This window comes from Solitalea agri, from assembly GCF_023914155.1.
Taxonomy (GTDB): Bacteria; Bacteroidota; Bacteroidia; order Sphingobacteriales; family Sphingobacteriaceae; genus Solitalea; species Solitalea agri.
On the sequence record NZ_JAMWYS010000006.1, the window covers coordinates 207,995 to 227,784 of the forward strand.

Annotated in this window: 19 protein-coding genes; 14 read left to right on the top strand and 5 right to left on the bottom strand. The window is 37.1% G+C overall.

Going from position 1 to position 19,790, the window contains the following annotated elements; genetic code table 11:
* Positions 1-13: 13 nt before the first annotated feature.
* The 6 genes from NF867_RS02250 (at position 14) to NF867_RS02275 (ending at position 5,049) form a co-directional block, all read left to right on the top strand.
* The gene (locus NF867_RS02250) at positions 14-238 is read left to right on the top strand and encodes a hypothetical protein (RefSeq protein WP_252585913.1); all 225 of its coding nucleotides are present in this window, start codon (positions 14-16) and stop codon (positions 236-238) included.
* Positions 239-250: 12 nt separating this feature from the next.
* A complete protein-coding gene (locus NF867_RS02255) occupies positions 251-1,180 on the top strand; it encodes a 4Fe-4S dicluster domain-containing protein (protein ID WP_252585914.1) in 930 nt (309 codons plus the stop codon).
* A complete protein-coding gene (nrfD, locus tag NF867_RS02260) occupies positions 1,177-2,487 on the top strand; it encodes an NrfD/PsrC family molybdoenzyme membrane anchor subunit (protein ID WP_252585915.1) in 1,311 nt (436 codons plus the stop codon). The genes NF867_RS02255 and nrfD overlap by 4 nt, the downstream gene beginning before the upstream one ends.
* On the top strand, positions 2,474-3,373 hold the full coding sequence (locus NF867_RS02265; RefSeq protein WP_252585916.1) for a hypothetical protein: 900 nt from the start codon (positions 2,474-2,476) through the stop codon (positions 3,371-3,373). The genes nrfD and NF867_RS02265 overlap by 14 nt, the downstream gene beginning before the upstream one ends.
* Before the next feature lie 35 nt (positions 3,374-3,408).
* Entirely contained in the window at positions 3,409-3,804 is a 396-nt protein-coding gene (locus tag NF867_RS02270) for a c-type cytochrome (protein WP_252585917.1), read from the top strand.
* 483 nt (positions 3,805-4,287) lie between these two features.
* Positions 4,288-5,049, top strand: a complete 762-nt coding sequence (locus tag NF867_RS02275) for a sulfite exporter TauE/SafE family protein (RefSeq protein ID WP_252585918.1) — start codon at positions 4,288-4,290, stop codon at positions 5,047-5,049.
* Positions 5,050-5,086: 37 nt separating this feature from the next.
* Here the strand turns inward: NF867_RS02275 and NF867_RS02280 are convergent, their stop codons facing one another.
* A complete protein-coding gene (locus NF867_RS02280; RefSeq protein WP_252585919.1) occupies positions 5,087-5,257 on the bottom strand; it encodes a DUF2188 domain-containing protein in 171 nt (56 codons plus the stop codon).
* A gap of 389 nt (positions 5,258-5,646) precedes the next feature.
* Between NF867_RS02280 and mnmA the strand changes: the two genes are divergently transcribed.
* The 8 genes from mnmA to NF867_RS02320 all read left to right on the top strand — a co-directional run bounded on the left by mnmA (position 5,647) and on the right by NF867_RS02320 (position 12,690).
* A complete protein-coding gene (gene mnmA, locus NF867_RS02285) occupies positions 5,647-6,732 on the top strand; it encodes a tRNA 2-thiouridine(34) synthase MnmA (protein ID WP_252585920.1) in 1,086 nt (361 codons plus the stop codon).
* Between the two features lie 76 nt (positions 6,733-6,808).
* A complete protein-coding gene (gene trxB, locus NF867_RS02290; RefSeq protein WP_252585921.1) occupies positions 6,809-7,783 on the top strand; it encodes a thioredoxin-disulfide reductase in 975 nt (324 codons plus the stop codon).
* A gap of 131 nt (positions 7,784-7,914) precedes the next feature.
* On the top strand, positions 7,915-9,342 hold the full coding sequence (locus NF867_RS02295) for a dicarboxylate/amino acid:cation symporter (protein WP_252585922.1): 1,428 nt from the start codon (positions 7,915-7,917) through the stop codon (positions 9,340-9,342).
* Between the two features lie 22 nt (positions 9,343-9,364).
* Entirely contained in the window at positions 9,365-9,868 is a 504-nt protein-coding gene (locus NF867_RS02300; protein ID WP_252585923.1) for a hypothetical protein, read from the top strand.
* Between the two features lie 156 nt (positions 9,869-10,024).
* A complete protein-coding gene (rplU, locus tag NF867_RS02305; protein ID WP_237850083.1) occupies positions 10,025-10,336 on the top strand; it encodes a 50S ribosomal protein L21 in 312 nt (103 codons plus the stop codon).
* Positions 10,337-10,360: 24 nt separating this feature from the next.
* Positions 10,361-10,636, top strand: coding sequence for a 50S ribosomal protein L27 (rpmA, locus tag NF867_RS02310; RefSeq protein WP_252585924.1), 276 nt, complete (start codon positions 10,361-10,363; stop codon positions 10,634-10,636).
* A 142-nt stretch (positions 10,637-10,778) separates the two neighbouring features.
* The gene (locus NF867_RS02315) at positions 10,779-11,459 is read left to right on the top strand and encodes a Dph6-related ATP pyrophosphatase (RefSeq protein WP_252585925.1); all 681 of its coding nucleotides are present in this window, start codon (positions 10,779-10,781) and stop codon (positions 11,457-11,459) included.
* 19 nt (positions 11,460-11,478) lie between these two features.
* Complete coding sequence (locus tag NF867_RS02320; RefSeq protein WP_252585926.1) at positions 11,479-12,690, top strand: THUMP-like domain-containing protein; 1,212 nt, start codon at positions 11,479-11,481, stop codon at positions 12,688-12,690.
* Between the two features lie 50 nt (positions 12,691-12,740).
* On the opposite strand, the gene NF867_RS02325 is transcribed toward NF867_RS02320, so the two are convergent.
* From NF867_RS02325 to NF867_RS02340, 4 genes are all read right to left on the bottom strand, one after another.
* Positions 12,741-13,658, bottom strand: coding sequence for a sterol desaturase family protein (locus NF867_RS02325; RefSeq protein WP_252585927.1), 918 nt, complete (start codon positions 13,656-13,658; stop codon positions 12,741-12,743).
* Positions 13,659-13,723: 65 nt separating this feature from the next.
* Complete coding sequence (locus tag NF867_RS02330) at positions 13,724-14,833, bottom strand: lipase family protein (protein ID WP_252585928.1); 1,110 nt, start codon at positions 14,831-14,833, stop codon at positions 13,724-13,726.
* Positions 14,834-14,885: 52 nt separating this feature from the next.
* Entirely contained in the window at positions 14,886-16,583 is a 1,698-nt protein-coding gene (locus NF867_RS02335) for a sodium:solute symporter family protein (RefSeq protein ID WP_252585929.1), read from the bottom strand.
* 93 nt (positions 16,584-16,676) lie between these two features.
* Entirely contained in the window at positions 16,677-19,154 is a 2,478-nt protein-coding gene (locus NF867_RS02340; RefSeq protein ID WP_252585930.1) for a PIG-L family deacetylase, read from the bottom strand.
* Between the last annotated feature and the right edge of the window lie 636 nt (positions 19,155-19,790).

Genomic DNA, 19,790 nt, shown 5'->3' on the forward strand with positions numbered 1-19,790 from the left:
AAACTGAATGTATATGGGTAATCTAAGCAGAAAAAAATTCATATTCTCAGGAATAAGTTTGGCAGCTATTATCGCCTTTTTTAAGTGGGATAATCCTCCGAAGGAAAAGAAAAATGTAACAAAAACTGTAAAGTTTTTAACGCAAGACGGCAAGTTGGTTGAAATCGATATGGATAAGCTACCCACTACAGCAAAAACTGCCACAAAGGAAGATGTGCAAAATTGGGTTAAAAAATAAACTAGGACATCTATGGTTGATTTATCCAAAATAATTCCATTAAACCCGCAGATTCAGCGGAGAGATTTTTTGAAAGGGGCATTATTGGCCAGCTTAGCCGGTTGTACCAACCATGACCCATTTACTACTCAAGCTAAGAAGGAAAGTGTAAAGCCTTCAGGCCAAATGGTAAAGCTTCTCTCAACTACAGGGGAAATTATTGAAGTTGACAAAGCCTATCTAAAGCCTACAGAGGAAATACCATCCATTTCAAATATGGCCGAAAGAATGGGGATTGAGGGTAAAAAATTTGTGATGGTAATTGACTTATCACGCTGCCGAAATCTTAAAAAATGTCAGGAAGCCTGTAATCATGCTCACTTTGTAAGTGATCATCAAAACTGGATCAAGGTATATCCAATGCAAGATGGTGAAAAAACCGCACCTTATTGGCAACCCACTACCTGCATGCATTGCGATGATCCTCCTTGCGTAAAAGTTTGTCCAGTTGATGCCACTTTTAAACGTCAGGATGGAATTGTAGGAATTGATGCTGATCGATGTATTGGCTGTCGTTTTTGCATGGCTGCATGTCCGTACTCTACCCGTGTATTCAATTGGGACACACCTATAATTCCTCAAGCAGTTAAAGATTTGCCCTACTCTTCAGAAACTAGCTGCCCTCCAAAAATTGGAACTGTTTCTAAATGTGATTTTTGTCCGGATAAGGCAAGAAATGGAGAATTACCTCATTGCGTAACAGCTTGTCCCAACGGTGTATTTTTCTTTGGCGATTTAAATGAAGACTCAATAACTAACGGTTCGGAAACAATGCGTTTCAGCGATTTAATTAGAGATCGCTCAGGCTATCGATTAATGGAAGAACTAGGTACCAAACCAAGTGTCTATTATTTACCACCGGTTGATAGATTGTTCCCATTTAAAAACGAAGAAAACTCATGAGCTCAAATAAAATAATAACGGATCTATTACCCCAAAAATTTGGCAAAACTGGATTAATATGGACCGCCATACTAATTTTGCTCTGTTTAAATGGGCTATATTGTTACATCAAACAAATTAGATTTGGTTTAGGTGTTACCGGTTTGCGTGATTATGCATCATGGGGAATTTACATTTCTAATTTTGTATTCTTTGTGGCCATAAGTTTAGTGGGTTCACTCATCACCGCTATATTTCGTCTTACCGGAGTTGAATGGCGTACTCCATTAACTCGAATTTCAGAAATTATAGCTGTATCGGCAATCTTATTCGCTTCACTCATCATCATTGTGGATATGGGACGCCCTGATAGATTCTGGCATCTCTTTGTTTATAGTCGATTGCAATCACCGATTATGTGGGATGTGATAGTGATCACCACCTATCTTACCCTTAGTGTACTATTCCTATATTTTCCGCTACTGGCTGACATACCAATCTTAATTAAGAATAGCAAACCTGGAAGTGCCATTCAAAAATTCTACAAATTCATTGGAGCTTTTTGGAAAGGTACTGCCGAGCAATTTAGAATAAGCGAAAATGCAGTAAAAACAATTTCTGTCATGATTATACCCATTGCTCTTGCCATTCACACTGTTACTTCATGGTTATTTGCCACTACCTATCGCCCTGGATGGGACAGCACCAATTTTGGTGCGTATTTCGTTTCAGGTGCATTTTTAGTAGGAGCAGGAGGTGTAGTGGTAGCTATGTATGTATTTCGACGAGCTTATCAACTTGAGGCCTACATTACTGACAAACATTTTAACAATATGAGTAAAGTAGTGGTGATGCTTGCTCTTTTGTATTTGTATTTCAATGTTAATGAATACCTGGTACCTGCCTTCAAAATGAAAAAAGCAGAAGAACATCACTTACATAGTTTATTTACCGGTGAATTCTCTCTTTTGTTTTGGTCAGCCATTATTTTGGGTATGATTGTTCCGGTTATAGTGTTATTGTTTCCCAAAGGGAGAAAACCTTTTCCTGCATTTATAATGGGCCTTTTAGTTGTAGTTGGGGCCTGGTTTAAGCGATTCTTAATTGTTACACCTACTATGCTGAGCCCATTTCTTCCGATGCATGATGTGCCAGAGTCTTATAAACATTATACACCAACTTGGGAGGAATGGTCAATCACTATTGGTTCATTGGCTGGAACATTGCTCATTATTACGATCTTCACGCGCTTGTTCCCCATTATACCAATTCATGAAACAATTGAAGAAATGGAACATAGTAAACCGGAAAAACATGAAGCAAATTAACCATTTAACCGGACTAATTGCATTGGTTCTAGGTTTAACAACCATAATGGCCAATGCTCAAGATAAAACACAAAAGGGCACCATTCAAATTTACCTTGCCTATTCTCAGTTGAATAATGACCTTCCCGTTATTAAGGTTTCAGCAAAAACAAAAAAAGAGCAAAAATTTGAACCCGTTGCAGGAGTCGATATTAATCTTTTTTTTAATTCAGAAACCACAGCGGGCTTTATGGGCAGAGTAAATACTAACAACCTTGGAAATGGTTCTTTAGCTATGCCAATCCGATTTAAAAGTCAATTTGACACCTCGGCTAGCTTAAAGTTTATTGGCACCGTTACTCAGAACAAGCAGTTTAAGGATCAGTCTACTGAACTGGAAATAGCAAAAGCAAAAATCGAACTAACCCTTGATGAAGTAGATAGTGTTCGCTCCATTCATGCAAAAGTATTAGCCTTACAGCCTGATGGCCAATGGGCACCAGTGCCTGAAACCGAAATTAAATTGGTAGTTAGAAGATTATTAAGTGACTTAACGGCCACTGAAGAAGAGACCTACACTACAGACTCCATTGGAGGAGAAGTCTCCGCAGATTTTAACATGAGTGTACCTGGTGATTCCAAAGGAAATATTGTTGTTGGAGCGAAAATTGATGAGAATGAATTGTATGGAACCTTAGTAGCTGCAAAAACTGTAAAGTGGGGTACACCATTAGTTCCTGATCATAGTTTTTCGGAAAGATCATTATGGGCCACCCGAGATAAAACGCCACTTTGGTTGCTTATTTTCCCTAACATTATCATTATAACTGTTTGGGGTATTATCTTTTATCTTATTTATCAGATTACAAAACTTATTAAGCTTGGAAAAGAAAATAGTTCTGTTTAGTTGAATGTTTTACACTCTTAAAAAATCCAAATATTATGAAAACTAATTTAATTGGGGTAATAATGATTGGCGGCATGCTTCTTTCATTTACGTATTATCAATCCAAGCCTTGGGCTGTTCCTGAAAAAGAAGCAAAGATGGCCAATCCTGTTAAAGCCGATGCAGCATCACTAAAAGTTGGTAAAGAAATGTGGACAAAGCATTGTGCCGCTTGTCATGGTAAAACCGGAGCAGGCGATGGAACTAAAGCTGCATCATTAAAAACGGCTATGGAAGATATGTCAAAACCAGCGGTACAAAAACTATCTGATGGTGAATTGCATTACAAAATAGCAACAGGTCGTGATGAAATGCCTTCTTTCAAAAAGAAAATTCCAGATTCAGAAGATTTATGGTCGATCGTAAATTATATGCGAACATTCAAAAAATAAAAAATATATCCCCTATTCGGTACAAGCCTCGACATCAATCGGGGCTTTGCTTTTAATAATAATTAACTCAACCCTTGAATTTGTTGAGAATTGAAAAAATCAAAGAACTAGTACGTTATGAATATATTTTTAGTGGTTTGAGTGTTCGTTCAAGGAAGTTGTCATTGCGAGTGCAATCCGACAATAAGATAGCTGCTAGCACCAATAGTCCCAATGCAAAAACTTAGAGGTATTCATAATTATAATAATTAAGATTTTATAAAAGTTCAAGGATTTAAAATATCATTATAATATGATGTTACTTAGCAAGATGACGAGATATAACTTAAATGGCGCAATACTATTTCCATCCTAATTTATAGATTTAAGACCGATTAAAAAAAATGAAATTTTCAAACCATTACCGATAATCACTAACCTTCCTCCCCTATTTCTTTAACATTACTTCCTCATTTGTAACTTTGCGCCGACTTTATAGGACTCATGGAAATAATTATACTTTGCGCGTTTGCTTTTGTTGCAGGCTTTATTGATTCAATTGTGGGTGGAGGTGGCCTAATACAAACTCCAGCTCTGCTATTATCATTACCTAAAGTTCCAATCCCTACCCTATTGGGAACCGGAAAAATACCCTCATTAACCGGAACCAGTGTTGCAGCCTGGCAGTATGGAAAACGTGTCGAGTTCAATGCTAAAGTATTGGTTTCAGTAGCTATTTGTGCATTAATTGCGGCCTATCTGGGAGCTCAAACTGTTAGCCTATTGGACAGCAAAGTATTGAAACCATTAATCTTGTTCATTTTGATTGCCATTGCCATTTATACTTTCTTGAAAAAAGACTTAGGCAATTCGGTTTCAAAAGAAATTTCAGAAAACAAGATGATGATTTACGGAGGGCTAATAGGTTTAGTGATTGGATTTTATGATGGCTTCTTTGGTCCGGGTACCGGCAGTTTTTTTATTCTGGCTTTTATAATGGTTTTGGGCCTGGATTTCCTGAATGCGTCGGCCTATGCCAAAGTGATAAATTGCGTAACCAATATTGCCGCACTCTCGGCGTTTATCTTTAACAAGCAAGTATTATATCATATTGCCTTACCTATGGCACTTTGTAATATGGCAGGAGGATTAATGGGAAGTAAATTGGCTTTATCAAAAGGGAATGAATTTATAAGACAATTCTTCTTATTGGTAATTTGTCTTTTAATTGCAAGGTATGCGTATGAAGTTTTTATAAAAAATTAATTGAATTAAAGACCAGAGAATGAGCATTAATAGATTTTCAATTGTTACTTGCTTTTTTCTTTTTTACCTGCATATTTCTATTCATAGCCCATTCTTCGGCCTTTGCAATGGCAATAGCAATTGATCGTTGTTCGTCGTATTTTTCTTCGAGTAAGGCATTAGCTATTCCAATAGCTTTATATCGTACCGGTGCCATTAAATTCTTCATTGAAATTGGGTAATGTTGCTTAGTCCAAGGCATCGGTTCAATTCTATTGCTTTAAAATACTTAATGCGATCATTGTGCCATTTTACAACTTAACTGGTTATTGAAGGTTTAAAATCCATTAGAAGCCCTAAAAAGCCTTGAATTACCTTTGGAAAGAACAATCAACAACAGCAACCAAACACATTGTAATTCAATGCAGTATGTATTTCATTTTCAATGAGGAGTTATAAGGACCGAAAGAGTAAATATTTTCACATTAACTCTATAAATCATAAGTTAACTCACCTTTTAATACCAAAACATCCTAACCAACAAGCATTTTACCTTACGTTGACTATCAAACCATTTCTTTACAAAACCAAATACCTATCTTTGCCGTTTGAAAAAATATGAGTAAGCACGGAAGAATATTAGTAGCAATGAGTGGAGGTATCGATAGTTCGGTGGCTTCGATCATGCTGCATGAGCAAGGCTATGAAGTGATTGGCCTTACCATGAAAACCTGGGATTATGCATCTTCAGGTTCCTCTTCAAAAGAAACCGGATGTTGTAGTCTGGATTCAATAAACGATGCACGTTCTCTGGCTGTTGAATATGGATTTCCTCATTATATTTTAGATATCCGCGAAGAGTTCGGCAATTTTGTTATCGACAATTTTGTGGAAGAATACCTTGCAGGAAGAACCCCAAACCCATGCGTTTTATGTAATACCCATATTAAATGGGAAGCTTTAATGAAACGAGCGGATAAATTGGATTGTGAGTTTATTGCTACCGGACACTATGCTCAAATTCGTAATGAAAATGAACGATACGTGGTTTCAAAGGGCTTGGACAACAATAAAGATCAGTCTTATGTACTATGGGGCGTTTCGCAATATAATTTAAGCAGAACAAAGTTGCCGTTGGGAGGTTTTCGTAAAACAGAAATCAGACAAATGGCAATGGATATGGGGCAAATTGATTTAGCTAACAAAAGCGAGAGCTATGAAATATGCTTTGTACCAGATAATGATTATCGCTCATTCTTAAAACATCGTGTACCTGATCTGGAAGACCGAGTAGATGGTGGTGATTTTGTGCTTACCGACGGTCGTAAAGTTGGAAAACATAAGGGTTATCCGTTTTACACTATCGGACAACGTAAAGGGCTTGGAATTGCCTTGGGTGAACCTGTATTCGTGACCCGTATTATTCCGGAAACTAATACAGTGGTTTTGGGTAGAGAAGAAGATCTTCAACGTTCACAGGCTTTTGTTCGAAACTATAATCTAATAAAATATGCTTCGATACAGCAGCCAATAGAGGCTGTAACGAAGATCAGATATAAAGACGCTGGAGCAATGAGTTCAATAATTGAGGATGGCGATTTAATCAAAGTTGATTTTGATCATTCTGTTTCAGCAATAGCTCCCGGACAGTCGGCCGTTTTTTATGAAGGCGATGACTTGATTGGCGGAGGATTTCTTTGTTAATTCAACTAAATTATTTTTCAGCTAATTTTTGTTGTTAACCAAATTTATAACCTAAACATAAAAGAAGTATTAAAGCATGTCGAACGAATTAGAACACATCCACTGCCTGATCATTGGTTCGGGCCCTGCTGGTTACACTGCTGCTATTTACGCAGCGCGTGCTGACTTAAAACCAATTATGTACACAGGACTACAACCTGGTGGACAATTAACTACCACTACTGAAGTGGAAAACTTTCCGGGCTATCCTGAAGGAACTCATGGTCCTGAAATGATGGAAGATTTCAAAAAACAGGCGGAACGTTTTGGAGCAGAGGTTCGCTTCGGAATTGTAACCGCTGTTGACTTTTCATCATTACCTCATAAAGTAACCTTAGATGATGGAAAACAGGTTACCGCCGACGCCGTAATCATCTCAACTGGTGCATCTGCAAAATGGTTAGGCTTACCATCAGAACAAAAATATAACGGATTTGGAGTATCGGCCTGTGCTGTTTGCGATGGTTTCTTCTTCCGCAAGCAAGATGTTGCCATTGTTGGAGCGGGTGATACTGCAGCTGAAGAAGCAACTTACCTTTCTAAGCTTTGTAATAAAGTTTATATGATCGTTCGTAAAGGTGAAATGCGTGCCTCTAAAGCAATGCAACACCGTGTTATGAACACTCCAAACATCGAAGTACTTTTCCATTCAGAAACTAAAGAAATTTTAGGTGACGGTCAGAATGTTACTGGGGCATTGGTCGTTAATAATGAAACAGGAGAAGAAAAAACGATTAATGTAACCGGATTTTTCGTTGCTATCGGTCATAAACCTAATACTGATGTATTTAAAGGATGGATCGACATGGATGAAAACGGTTATATTATTACCAAAGCTGGAAGTACTAAAACTAATGTAGAAGGTGTGTTTGCTGCCGGCGATGTGCAAGATCATATTTATCGTCAAGCTGTAACTGCAGCAGGTTCAGGCTGTATGGCAGCGCTGGATGCAGAACGTTACATTGCTTCAAAAGAGCACAGTTCTATTTATGCTGAAGAATTAAGCAATTAATTTTTTCAAATAATATGTAACAAAGCCATCAAACATTGATGGCTTTGTTGTTTATAGCCATTCTGTATATTATTATTTACTTCTCAACCCCGTAGTTTTTTATAGATTTGTGGTTTATCAAATACCAATTTATGAAGCAAAAGAAAAACAGGTTAACACTTTATATCTTCATTGCCTTAGTACTGGGCATTATTTTAGGCTACCTGCTAAACATCTACTACATCAACACTTATAACGAAGGACTTACAAAGGCTACTGTACAAATTGAACAGGCCGAAAAAAAACTAAGCACCCTTACCGATAGTACATCGGTTACATATAAAGAGTTAAAGACTGAAATAGCTACCGCTCAAAAAAGCAAGTCTGAAAATGATAAAATGCGGGAGAAGAAACTTGAATTGTTCACAGTGTTAAGTGATATTTTCCTTCGACTTATAAAAATGATTGTTGCCCCATTGGTACTGACCACATTAGTTGTGGGAGTTGCTAAATTAGGTGACATAAAAGCAGTAGGGCGAATTGGTGGCAAAACCTTACTCTGGTTCGTAAGTGCCAGTTTATTATCCTTGGTATTGGGTATGATCCTGGTAAATATCTTCCGTCCGGGTGAAGCGATGAATTTACCATTACCAGATAGCCATACAAGCACGGGTATTCAAAAAGCGGCATTAAGCTTTAAAGACTTCATTGCACATGTGTTTCCTAAAAGTGTTATTGAATCAATGGCCTCAAATGAAATATTGCAAATTGTTGTTTTTGCTTTGTTCTTTGGAGTTGCCACTGCTGCTATCGGTGAGCAAGGCAAAATAGTGATCAAGCTATTTGATGCTGTTGCACATGTTATTTTAAAGGTTACTGGTTATGTAATGAACTTTGCTCCTTTTGCTGTATTTGGAGCAATGACTGCAATTATCGCCAAACAAGGATTAGGCATTTTGTCGACCTATGCCCTATTTATACTTGAATTTTATGGAGGATTACTTGTTTTATGGTTGGTACTTACCTTAATTGGTTCTACCATCTTAAAAAAGCGTGCCTTCGAACTAATTGGAAGATTGAAAGAACCGATACTTCTTGCGTTTAGTACTGCCAGCAGTGAAGCTGCATATCCGAAAACAATGGAGCAATTAGAGCGTTTCGGCTGCAAAAACAAAATAGTAAGCTTTGTTTTACCGTTGGGATATTCTTTCAATTTAGATGGATCAATGATGTACATGACCTTCGCTTCATTGTTTATCGCACAATCCTATGGGATCCACCTATCTTTTGAACAGCAAATCACCATGTTGTTAATACTTATGTTAACCAGTAAAGGAATTGCCGGTGTTCCAAGGGCATCACTTGTTGTAATTGCCGGAACAATAGCAACTTTCAATATTCCGGAAGCTGGCTTAGCATTATTATTAGGAATAGATCCATTGTTAGATATGGGCCGTTCGGCAACTAACGTGGTTGGTAATAGTATTGCGACAGCTGTAGTAAGTAAGTGGGAAGGTGAGTTGGGTGAATCAATTGATGATTCGGTTGAGTTTGATGTAATTGGTACTGAAGAGAACTAATATAAAGTAAATACATATATAAATGAGTGATAGATTTAAGAAGATTTACCTCTTAACCATGATTGTTGGTTCTTTTTTGATTTACATGGGCTATTATTATTATACCGCGTATTTCAAAAAGATGCATTACAAAATTGTTGAGTTCGACCACATAGAGGTAAAGTTTAGTAAAGGCGATGAAGTAGGCTATGAGTACAATTCAAAAACACAGGTTTTAAAATACCGCAATGATAAAGATTCGCTCATTACCCAAAAGGTTGAATTACCTCAACAAGCCATTAAGGACATTCACCAAAAGATGTGGGATAACATGTTTTTTGATATGCCCGACCAAATGATTGGTGGTGATCAGGCAACTACTCCGCGTTTTTTCATTGAAATGTGTTACCAGAAAAAATGCAAAAGCATTACTTGGGATGAGAAGGCAAATGAAAAACCGCAGTACATGGAGCGTGTAAGGGAACTAAAACAGTTGATTGAATCGAAGATTGAAGAAAACGAAAGTAAAAGTTCGATAAGTAACTAAGTTCTCCAATAAGGTTTAGAGCACTTTTTCCCATTATTAATTGCAAAAAAACGGAACACGAACGAGGTTGAAATTAATTCAAAATAGGTTTTTATATATCATTACTAATCCCTATTTTTGCACCTCGTTTAAATATAAATAAATTATTATTTCATCATGTACGCAATAGTAAATATAGCCGGGCAACAATTTAAAGTTGCAAAAGACCAGCAGATCTTTGTACACCGCTTACAAGGAGAAGAGGGCGCTAGTATTGAATTTGGCGATGTTTTATTGGTAGCTAACGGCGATAAAATCTCTGTAGGTGCTCCTAACGTTGCAGGTTCAAAAGTAACCGCTAAAATCGTTTCTCACCTAAAAGGCGATAAAGTTATCGTTTTCAAGAAAAAACGTCGTAAAGGTTATAAACGCAAAAACGGTCACCGTCAGTCGTTTACCAAGATTCAGATCGAAAACATTGTATTTTAATCACTAAGAAAGGAATTTTAAGAAATGGCACATAAAAAAGGTGCGGGTAGTTCGAAGAACGGCCGTGAGTCGCACAGTAAACGTCTTGGCATTAAAATTTTCGGTGGTCAATCTGCAATTGCAGGTAACATCATCGTTCGTCAACGTGGTACTAAACATAACCCTGATAAAAACGTAGGTATCGGTAAAGACCATACTTTGTTTGCATTAATTGATGGTACTGTTGTTTTCAAAAAGAAAAAAGACGACAAATCTTACGTTTCAGTTATTCCAGCAGAAACTGCTGAAGTAAAAAACTAATAAACGTTTAAAATATAGAAAGCCTTTGGTATTTTTGCCAAAGGCTTTTTTTATTTCAATATGCCTCCCTTAAACATCATAACTCGGTTTCAGGATTCTATCAAAATAAAAGGCTCATTATACATTAATTTTATCTTTTCTCATGACAGCATCATCGGCAGCAGTTTTATGGACAGGCGGAAAAGATTGTGTTTTAGCCTTACATTTTGCAAAAAAGGAAGAGCTTTCGATTAACTTGCTTATAACCTTTGCTCCAAAAAACGCTGATTTTCTGGCTCACCCGATCAAAGTACTTAAACTGCAGGCTGAGGCAATTGGTATTCCTCATAGAATAATAGAAATCAATGAGCCTTACAAAGAAAGCTATGAAAATGCGATTGCTCATCTTAAAGACGAAGGCATTGACCTCCTTATTAGTGGTGATATTGATGAAGTAAATAGCTACCCGAACTGGATTAAAGAAAGAAGCGCTGTTTCTGGTATGGGGGTCTATGCACCTTTATGGCAACTGGATCGGAAGGATTTATTGAATGAGCTTGTAAATCGAAATTTCAAGGTAATCTTCTCATTGGTTCGAAAACCCTGGTTTACCCGCAGCTGGGTTGGTGACCTGATTACATCAGCCAAAATTGATCAGCTTTCAATGTTTAAAGAGCTAAAAGGAATAGATCTAAGCGGTGAACAAGGAGAATATCACACTTTAGTACTCGATTGTCCAGCTTTTGCAAAAGCAATAGTGATTGATAAAAGTAGTATTGAGGAAAAAGATGACATGTACTATTTACGACTGGAAGAAATAACGTTAAAAGATAAAGGGAAATAATCTATTATAAGTTATCTAAATGAATATAGCAGAGTTCGAACTTTTAAGGCAAAATGAAGTAAGGGAAATTATAAAAAAGAATATTGAAGTCGACTCTTTAAAATTTGCACTTAGTTATCGTTCTCAGACCGTCCCGGCTCATTTGATCTCTACCCAGATAAAGTACCTCCAGAAAGCAAAACATAAGCTTCCTTCCTATTACAATGCTCTTTGTGTAATTCCTCCTATTTCGTACGAACAGTCAAGCAGTGAGGCTACAGCATCATTAAAGAAGGAAACAGGTGAACTTTGCTTAGACTTAACCTGCGGCCTTGGAGTTGACAGCTTTTATTTCTCCAAAAACTTCAATAAGGTTATCAGTCTAGAGATGAATCCTTTATTGGCAGCTATCACTCAATATAATTTCAATCTTTTAGGTGCAGAAAATATTAAGGTATTCAATCAAAAGGCTGAAGATTTTCTGGCAGCTTATACAGGTGAAAAATTTGATCTTATTTTTGTTGATCCAGCAAGGAGAGATGATCAACAAGGCCGTGTTTTTTTATTTGAAGATTGTTCACCTAACTTATACGAGATTCTTCCGCTGGTATCCAAACTAACCCGAAAGTTAATTGTAAAAGCTTCTCCTTTATTTGATAATGCAGAGGCTTGGAAAAAATTCTCTTTAATGAGCTCTCTTTCGGTTGTTTCTGTTGATAACGAATGTAAAGAATTATTAATGACGTTTGATTTTGAAAACTCTCCTTCACTACTAACCGAAAAGATCTTATTAAATAGAAAAGGAATCGATTCGACTTATATATTCAATAAAACAGAAAGTAACGAGCATCAACTGCCTGTTGCAAGTTCATCAACCTATTTATTAGAGCCCGATGTGGCCTTTTATAAGGCTCGTGTAAACATTCAATTATTCAACAAGTACTTTCCTTCGTTAAAAGTAAGTTTCGAGCAAATCGACGGTTATTTCTTTACCAATGAAGAAGTAAGTAGAGAATTCCCTGGGCGAGTTTTCCGAATCATTGAAGAAATAGATTTCCAACCGAAGGCATTAAAAATGCTCCTAAAAACAAAAGGAATAAAAAAGGCTAATATTAGTAAACGAAACTTCCCCCTTTCTGTAGAAGAAATTAGAAAAGCACTCAACCTTGGAGATGGGGGTAATGTATACCTCTTCTTTGCTAAAAACCGCTTAGGGGATCATAAAGTAATTATAACAGAACGTGGTAGCTGAAAAGGCTATAGCCACTTACAAAAAAAGAGGGCTAAACCCTCTTTATATTTTTAAACCAATTCGGTTTGCTTTATTCTGTTTTGATCTTCTTTAACCTTTTGTTTCTCCTCTTTCCTAAGTTGGCCAGAAGTTTTACGGCTTCCATCATGGCTCCAACCAGGAGGTCCAAACAAATAACCTATTTTAGCTTTAAAAGTAGGCGCTTTCCATACATCTTTAATTACGGCTCCCCATTCGTCAAAAGCAATATGAAGTGGATTATGGGTTTCAAGATTTTTAGTTAAACCATACGTTGGATGCACATTTTCCTCGACAAAAGTTCCAAACATACGATCCCAAATAATTAAGATCCCTGCATGATTTCTATCTAAATATTGAATATCAGAAGCATGATGCACCCGATGATGAGAAGGAGTATTAAAAATAAACTCTATAGGCTTAGGAAGGCGTTTAATAACTTCTGTATGTATCCAGAATTGATACAGTAAACTGATCGACATCATAGTCATGATCATGAGCGGAGAAAATCCCACCAATGGCATCCATAACCAGAATATCCATGAACCTGATAAATTCCCTGTCCATGTTTGACGTAAGGCTGTTCCCAGATTATACTTTTGAGATGAATGATGTACTACATGAGACGCCCAGAAATAACGTACACTATGACTTGTTCGATGGAACCAATAATATGAGAAATCGTCAGCCAACAAACACAAAATCCAAGCCCACCAGGCATTCTCCGGCATAGTGAAGAAACGAAACTGGAAAACAAAGGTCAAAGCAACAGGAATCATTGCTTTACTAACAAATCCAATTAAAACATTACCAATCCCCATCGATATACTACTTGCAGTGTCTTTTGCATCGAAATATTCATCATGCTTCTTCTGCAAATAGGCAACTATAAACTCTGCAATAAGTAAAATAATAAAGCCCGGAATGGCCATTACAATTAGATTCTTCATTTCCTGGTAATTGATAAAGGTTCGAAATGTAAGATTAATTTCTGAATTATCAATGCACGCATAGTTTAGTTAGACTTGGGATAATATTTTCTCAAAAGGAATAAATAAGGTTCAAAATAATGATGAACAAATACATTTTGCCCAGTAAACTTAAATTTATTATCATACTCATTATCGGTGGGCAAAACAATTTGAACGCCGGCTGTCATATAATGATTAGAGGGCGCATATGAGGGCTCCCTTAATTGAGGAAGAGTCTTTTTTATCTGATCAAATACGGCATTTCCCAGATACTTTTGATAATACTTCACGCCATTATTGGCAGTTTTATCTATCTTTTTATAAACCGAATTCACATATACCCGTACCAACCAAGGCATCTCTTTTATTGCATCTTTATAATTAACTATCGGATTTGCTTTGTTCATGTCTTTCAGTGTTTGAACAGTTAATGGAGTTTCAGGCACCCAGTCGGCAGTATTTACTGTTCTAAAAGCCCATTCTCCCCTATTAATAAAATCGAAATCGTAGGTGTAATATAAATTACCGGGCTTGGGAGCTGCACTACAATAGGTTTTATAAAAAATATCACCAGGCAGTTTATCTTCCGGCAGATAATTAAGGTATGAACGAACCAAATACGCAATAGCCCCGCCCTGACTATGTCCAAATATGATCACTTCCTTTTTTCCTGACTTGTAAAGAACGTTCAGCTCATTAACAATGTAAGGAGCCAAAAATGCCATTCCAATTGACCAGCCCACATGAACATAAGCATCCGCTCGTTCAGCAAACTTATATTCAAAAAGAGTGCTGTCATTGAGTTGCAAGTCTCCCTGAGCAGGAATCATCGCCGAATAAAAGTTCTCAAGCCACGATTCTGTTTTACCAATAGTTCCGCGAATGCAAAGAATCACCACATCATCGTTTCGTAACCAGAAATAACATTTATTGTAAAGACCTACTTCAGGAGACTCAAATAGCAATTTATATTGATGATTCGATGTTGTTATAACTTGACCAGTGTTTAATGAATCATATTTCAGCCTTAGGAGATCAGCATATTCAGCAGCATCAAACCCGGGTTTTAGAAGTTGTTGTCCGGAAGATGAAAAACAAAACAGGCAGAATAATAAAGAAAACTTAAAAAAGCGCGTTTGAAGAAGTTTTAACATCGAAGGTAAATTATGTTGGCTCGATTTAAAATACAACATAATTCAACCATTATCAATCTTTAACAAGCGACAATTCAGGGGCTAAGAACTCTATCAAAACTGAAATAATCATTACCAAAGCGCAACCAATCAGGTTATACCATAAGAAAGAAATATCAGTAAAGAAATAACCTAGTAGAACCAAAAACTGTGTAATTACCGCTGCTATAAAAACAGCTGTACCTTTTATTCTTTTTATAAAGAAAGCAACCATGAAAATACCCAAGATCGCCCCATAAAACAACGAGCCTAGTACGTTCACTGCTTCTATCAAACTTCCTAATTGTGAAGCAAGGCCTGCAACAATCATTACAAACACTCCCCAAATAACAATGGCCCACCGGGAAGCATTTAGATAATGGCCATCGTTTTCGTCCCTTCTCACACTACGTTTGTAAATGTCGATTACTGAAGTTGAGGCTAAAGCTTGCAATGCTGATGATGAAGACGACATTGACGCTGCTAAAATCACTGCTATTAATAAGCCCACTAATCCTTCAGGAAAATGATTACGAACAAACCATAAGAAAACATAGTTAACATCATCGGTATTAGCGCCACTATCATTTTTAAGCATTAGCTTCTTTAGATCCTTACGAATAACCGCTTCTTTTTGATGATCTTCAGTAACAAACCCCTGAAACTTGGTTATAGCCTTATCATCGTTAGATTGGATCGCGGCAATCAATCCATTTGCATGCTCTTTCTTTAGTTGATAAATCGAAGTCTGTTTTTGCTGAAGATCGTTTAATTGCCCTGCATAAGTGCTTTCCTGTAGCTTTTTTATCTCCAACTGATTAAAGAATATTGGAGTTTCTGCAAACTGGTAAAAAACAAATAACAAAACTCCGATTAAAAGAATTCCAAACTGCATTGGAATTTTAACAATACCATTGAATAATAATCCCAAACGGCTTTCTGTAGTGTCTTTAGCAGACAAGTAGCGGGCAACCTGGGATTGGTCTGTTCCAAAGTATGATAGAGCCAAAAAGAACCCTCCTAACAAACCTGACCAAATATTATATTTGTTATTTAAATCGAACTTCAGATCAATAATGTTCATCCGGCCCATTTTGCCACCTAATTTCACCGCATCTATAAATCCGATATTCTGAGGAAGCAAACGGGTAATAATAACAGCCGCAATCAGCATTCCACTAAGAATGATCGTCATCTGACCCATTTGTGTATAACTAACCGCTCGTATTCCTCCACTTACTGTATAAATCACAACTACAGCACAAATGACGAAGTTTGTCAAATAGATATTCCATCCTAAAATGGCTGAAAGAATGATACTAGGGGCAAAAACTGTAATACCTGTTCCTAAACCCCGCTGAATAAGAAATAAAAAGGCAGCCAATGACCGTGTCTTTAAATCAAATCGGCCTTCCAGATACTCATAGGCTGTATATACTTTTAATTTATGGTAGATGGGTACTGCTGTTAAGCATAAAACCACCATAGCTAGCGGCAATCCAAAATAGTATTGAACAAAACGCATCCCATCAGTATAGGCTTGTCCCGGAGCTGATAAAAACGTTACAGCACTCGCCTGAGTAGCCATAATGGTAAGCCCCACCATGTACCATGGAGAGGTATTAGCCTTCAAAAAAGTTTCGGTGTTTTTGCTTTTACGGCTCTTCCATAATCCGTAAAAAACAATAAATGAAAGCGTTGTAATTAATACCAGCCAGTCGAGTTGCCTCATGAAAGATGATTAGTTAGGTAATAGAATACGATCATTTCCATTATTAAAAAGCCGACAACCAGCCAATAAAGCCTTTTCCATCGCAATTGCATACTATTTACCTAGTTCAATCATATTCACAAATAAACGGTAGGCACCCGGAACACCGGCAGGCAGTTCTCTAAAAAATGATAACCCGGTATACACAAAATAACCCTTACCATATTTAGTAATGATAGTACTTCCCTTGGATGAGTTCTCTCCTGGATCGTTTAAACTAATTGGTGTTTCATAATTCTTATCCCAATCAGAAGCGAAATAAATTCCTCTTTCCTGAATCCAGCCTTTAAAGTCATCTGAAGTGATCTTATTCGGACTATTTAAAACCCGATGCCTTGGTATTTCAAAACGGATCTCCGCATTTTCATCCGTTACCCGATCTCTAGAAATAGTAAAAGGAAATGGCCCGATTTCAGATTTTACACCGCCTAGAAAATTATTGGTATTGTATTGAACGATTAAATTCCCTCCGTTTTGAACGTAATTCATCAACTTGTTATAATAGAATTTCATTCTATCATTAGTATTATAAGCTCTAACGCCAATTACAATAGCATCGTAAACCGAAAGGTCAACTCCATCAGAAAGCATATCATCTGTTAGCATTTTTACATGATAGCCTAATTGTGCCAAATTATGAGGGATATCATCTCCTGCTCCTTTAATATAGCCAATATTCTCAGACCGCTTATTCAGGTTAAACCTTACAACCTTGGCCTGTGCATCAGGATACAATGTTTGAATAGGAATATGTTTATAATCAATTACCGTTTCACCCTTTGAATAAGTATTTCCATCTATGGTCGCTACAGCATTAATAATTGCTGTTGAATTTTCGCTTGGTGGAATAATCTCAAAGCTTACATCCATTTCTTCATCTTTCTTTTGAAGGTTGAAAGGAATAGAGGCAGGATTACTTTTCCAACTAGATGGCAGATCGAGTTTCAAAACTCCTTTACAACTCTCCTTTCCTGCTTTAAGAACAATCTTAATATTACGTGATTTGCTTGATGGGAATACGTATGCTTTTGCATCCATATTGATCATTACCGGTGGAGTAATTTGAATCGGTCTATAAAGCTCTCCATCCACCGGATCAACCCATTTATAAATCACAGGTCTGTTAATAGCTAAAGACTGACCTTCAATAGTAAGAACAAATCCAACTTGCAAAGGAACTGGAGCCTCAGCCTGACCAATTAAATTCTGGTCCTTTACCGTAAACATACCTTCCGAATGTTTATAAGTAAGCCAATAAGGGTTATTGTAAGAAGTCGTCGGGTCTAGAGTAATAACTTTATCTTCTTTGCAAAGCTGATCACGCTCTAAACTTTTATTTACAGAAACAGTCTCACCATTAGGGAAATTAATCTTCTCAAGGATAACGGCAGTATCTGCCCTGTTAATTGCATTGATTGAAATCTTCAATTGCTGTCCTGGAGTAATTGAAAAATCTGTCGCTGTTGCTTCAAGGTAAATTCCAGAACAGGCAATAATCAGATTTACCAATTCCTTCTGCTTTTGAACCTTCCAGTAAGCATCCTTTATCTGGTCTAACGCTTTGTAAGCTTGTATCAGATCTGAAAGTATCGTGGAAGGTTCATCAGTTAAAAATTCATCCTGAGCCTTCTTTATCCATTGTTTAAAAGTTTCAGCTCCCTCTATTCTATTAGCCGATAAGTCGATATCGTCAAACACATCAGTTGCTGCCGCACTACCTTTGATCGGTTTAAAATATTCGGTCACCGAACCTCTTGTGCGGGCCGCACCAAACCCTTGACTTTTATGCATGCTCCTACTTTCACCAGCAAGTTCTCCATAAGATTTTCCTAGCATTGGATTAAACTGACCAACCTCTTGTGCTAAATTACCAGTCATATCAGCATTCGGATTCCAAAAACGAGACGCATTATTATAGATCAATCGTTTTGCTTGCCAAGGTTGAACATATTTCAGTTGTTCAGGATATCTATTAGGATCAGCAGCAGCAACAAACGCTTCTTCAGCTAAAATTGCTGAAGCCGTATGATGTCCATGCCCTCCACTACCATCAGTTGCAAAACGGGTTATGATAATATCGGGTCTGAAACGACGAATAGTCCAAACTACATCAGCCAGGATAGAATCCTTATTCCATATTTTAAATGTTTCATCTGGATTTTTAGAAAACCCGAAATCATTAGCCCTTGTAAAAAACTGTTCAGCTCCATCTATGCGCCTGGCTGCTAACAATTCCTGAGTTCTAATTAATCCTAGCAACTCACCTTGCTGATCACCAATAAGATTTTGCCCTCCATCACCACGTGTCATTGATAAATAACCTGTGCGAACACATTTTTCATTGGCCAACCATGAAATCAAACGAGTATTCTCATCATCAGGATGCGCTGCAACATAAAGAGCAGCTCCAAACGTGTTCAGCTTTTTTAGAGCAAGTAAAATTTCAGAAGAACTTAGCGATTTAGGTTGTTGGGCTTTAACAGTAATAAAAGCAAAAAGGATAAAACTTAATAGAAATAGAGGTTTCCGCATTATTGGTCGATTTGGAAAACTAAGATAGAGTAAAAATACAATTGGTGAAGAATCGAATAGATTAAAATAACTGTTACACTTTAAGCTTAGGGACAAAAGAAAAACAGACGTGTTACAAACGTATGTAGAAGTAGGAATAAGTTTATTAACTATTAACGATAATGCTTTCGGTCAAATAAATAATAACAAAATACTTAGAAAACCCTTAGCAAGTCTTAGCTCACATACTATCAGTCCCGCTTTCCATTCCAAGTCCTCACCAGCCTGACACAAGCTAGCGTCTGGCTGCGGGCTTTCCATTGCAATCGGGTTTAGGGAACCCGGGCAGCATGTTATTTAGCTGATGAAAAATGGTTTTATTGTTTTATGGTATTATTGTTCTATGGTTAAAAATAAACCACAGCGTTACACAGGGTTTCACAGAGAGGTTTACACCCCGTGTTGCTCAGTGAAACCCTAGGGTTGTAAACCGTTAACCATACAACCATTTCACAATAAAAAACTCCGTGCACCTCGGTGCAACCCTGTGGTTATCCAACTCTTTAACAATTTCACCATAAAACCAATTTAGCCATTTAGGGATGGCTATAAACAAACAAAGCCCCGCATTGCTGCAGGGCTTGTATAAAAATCGGC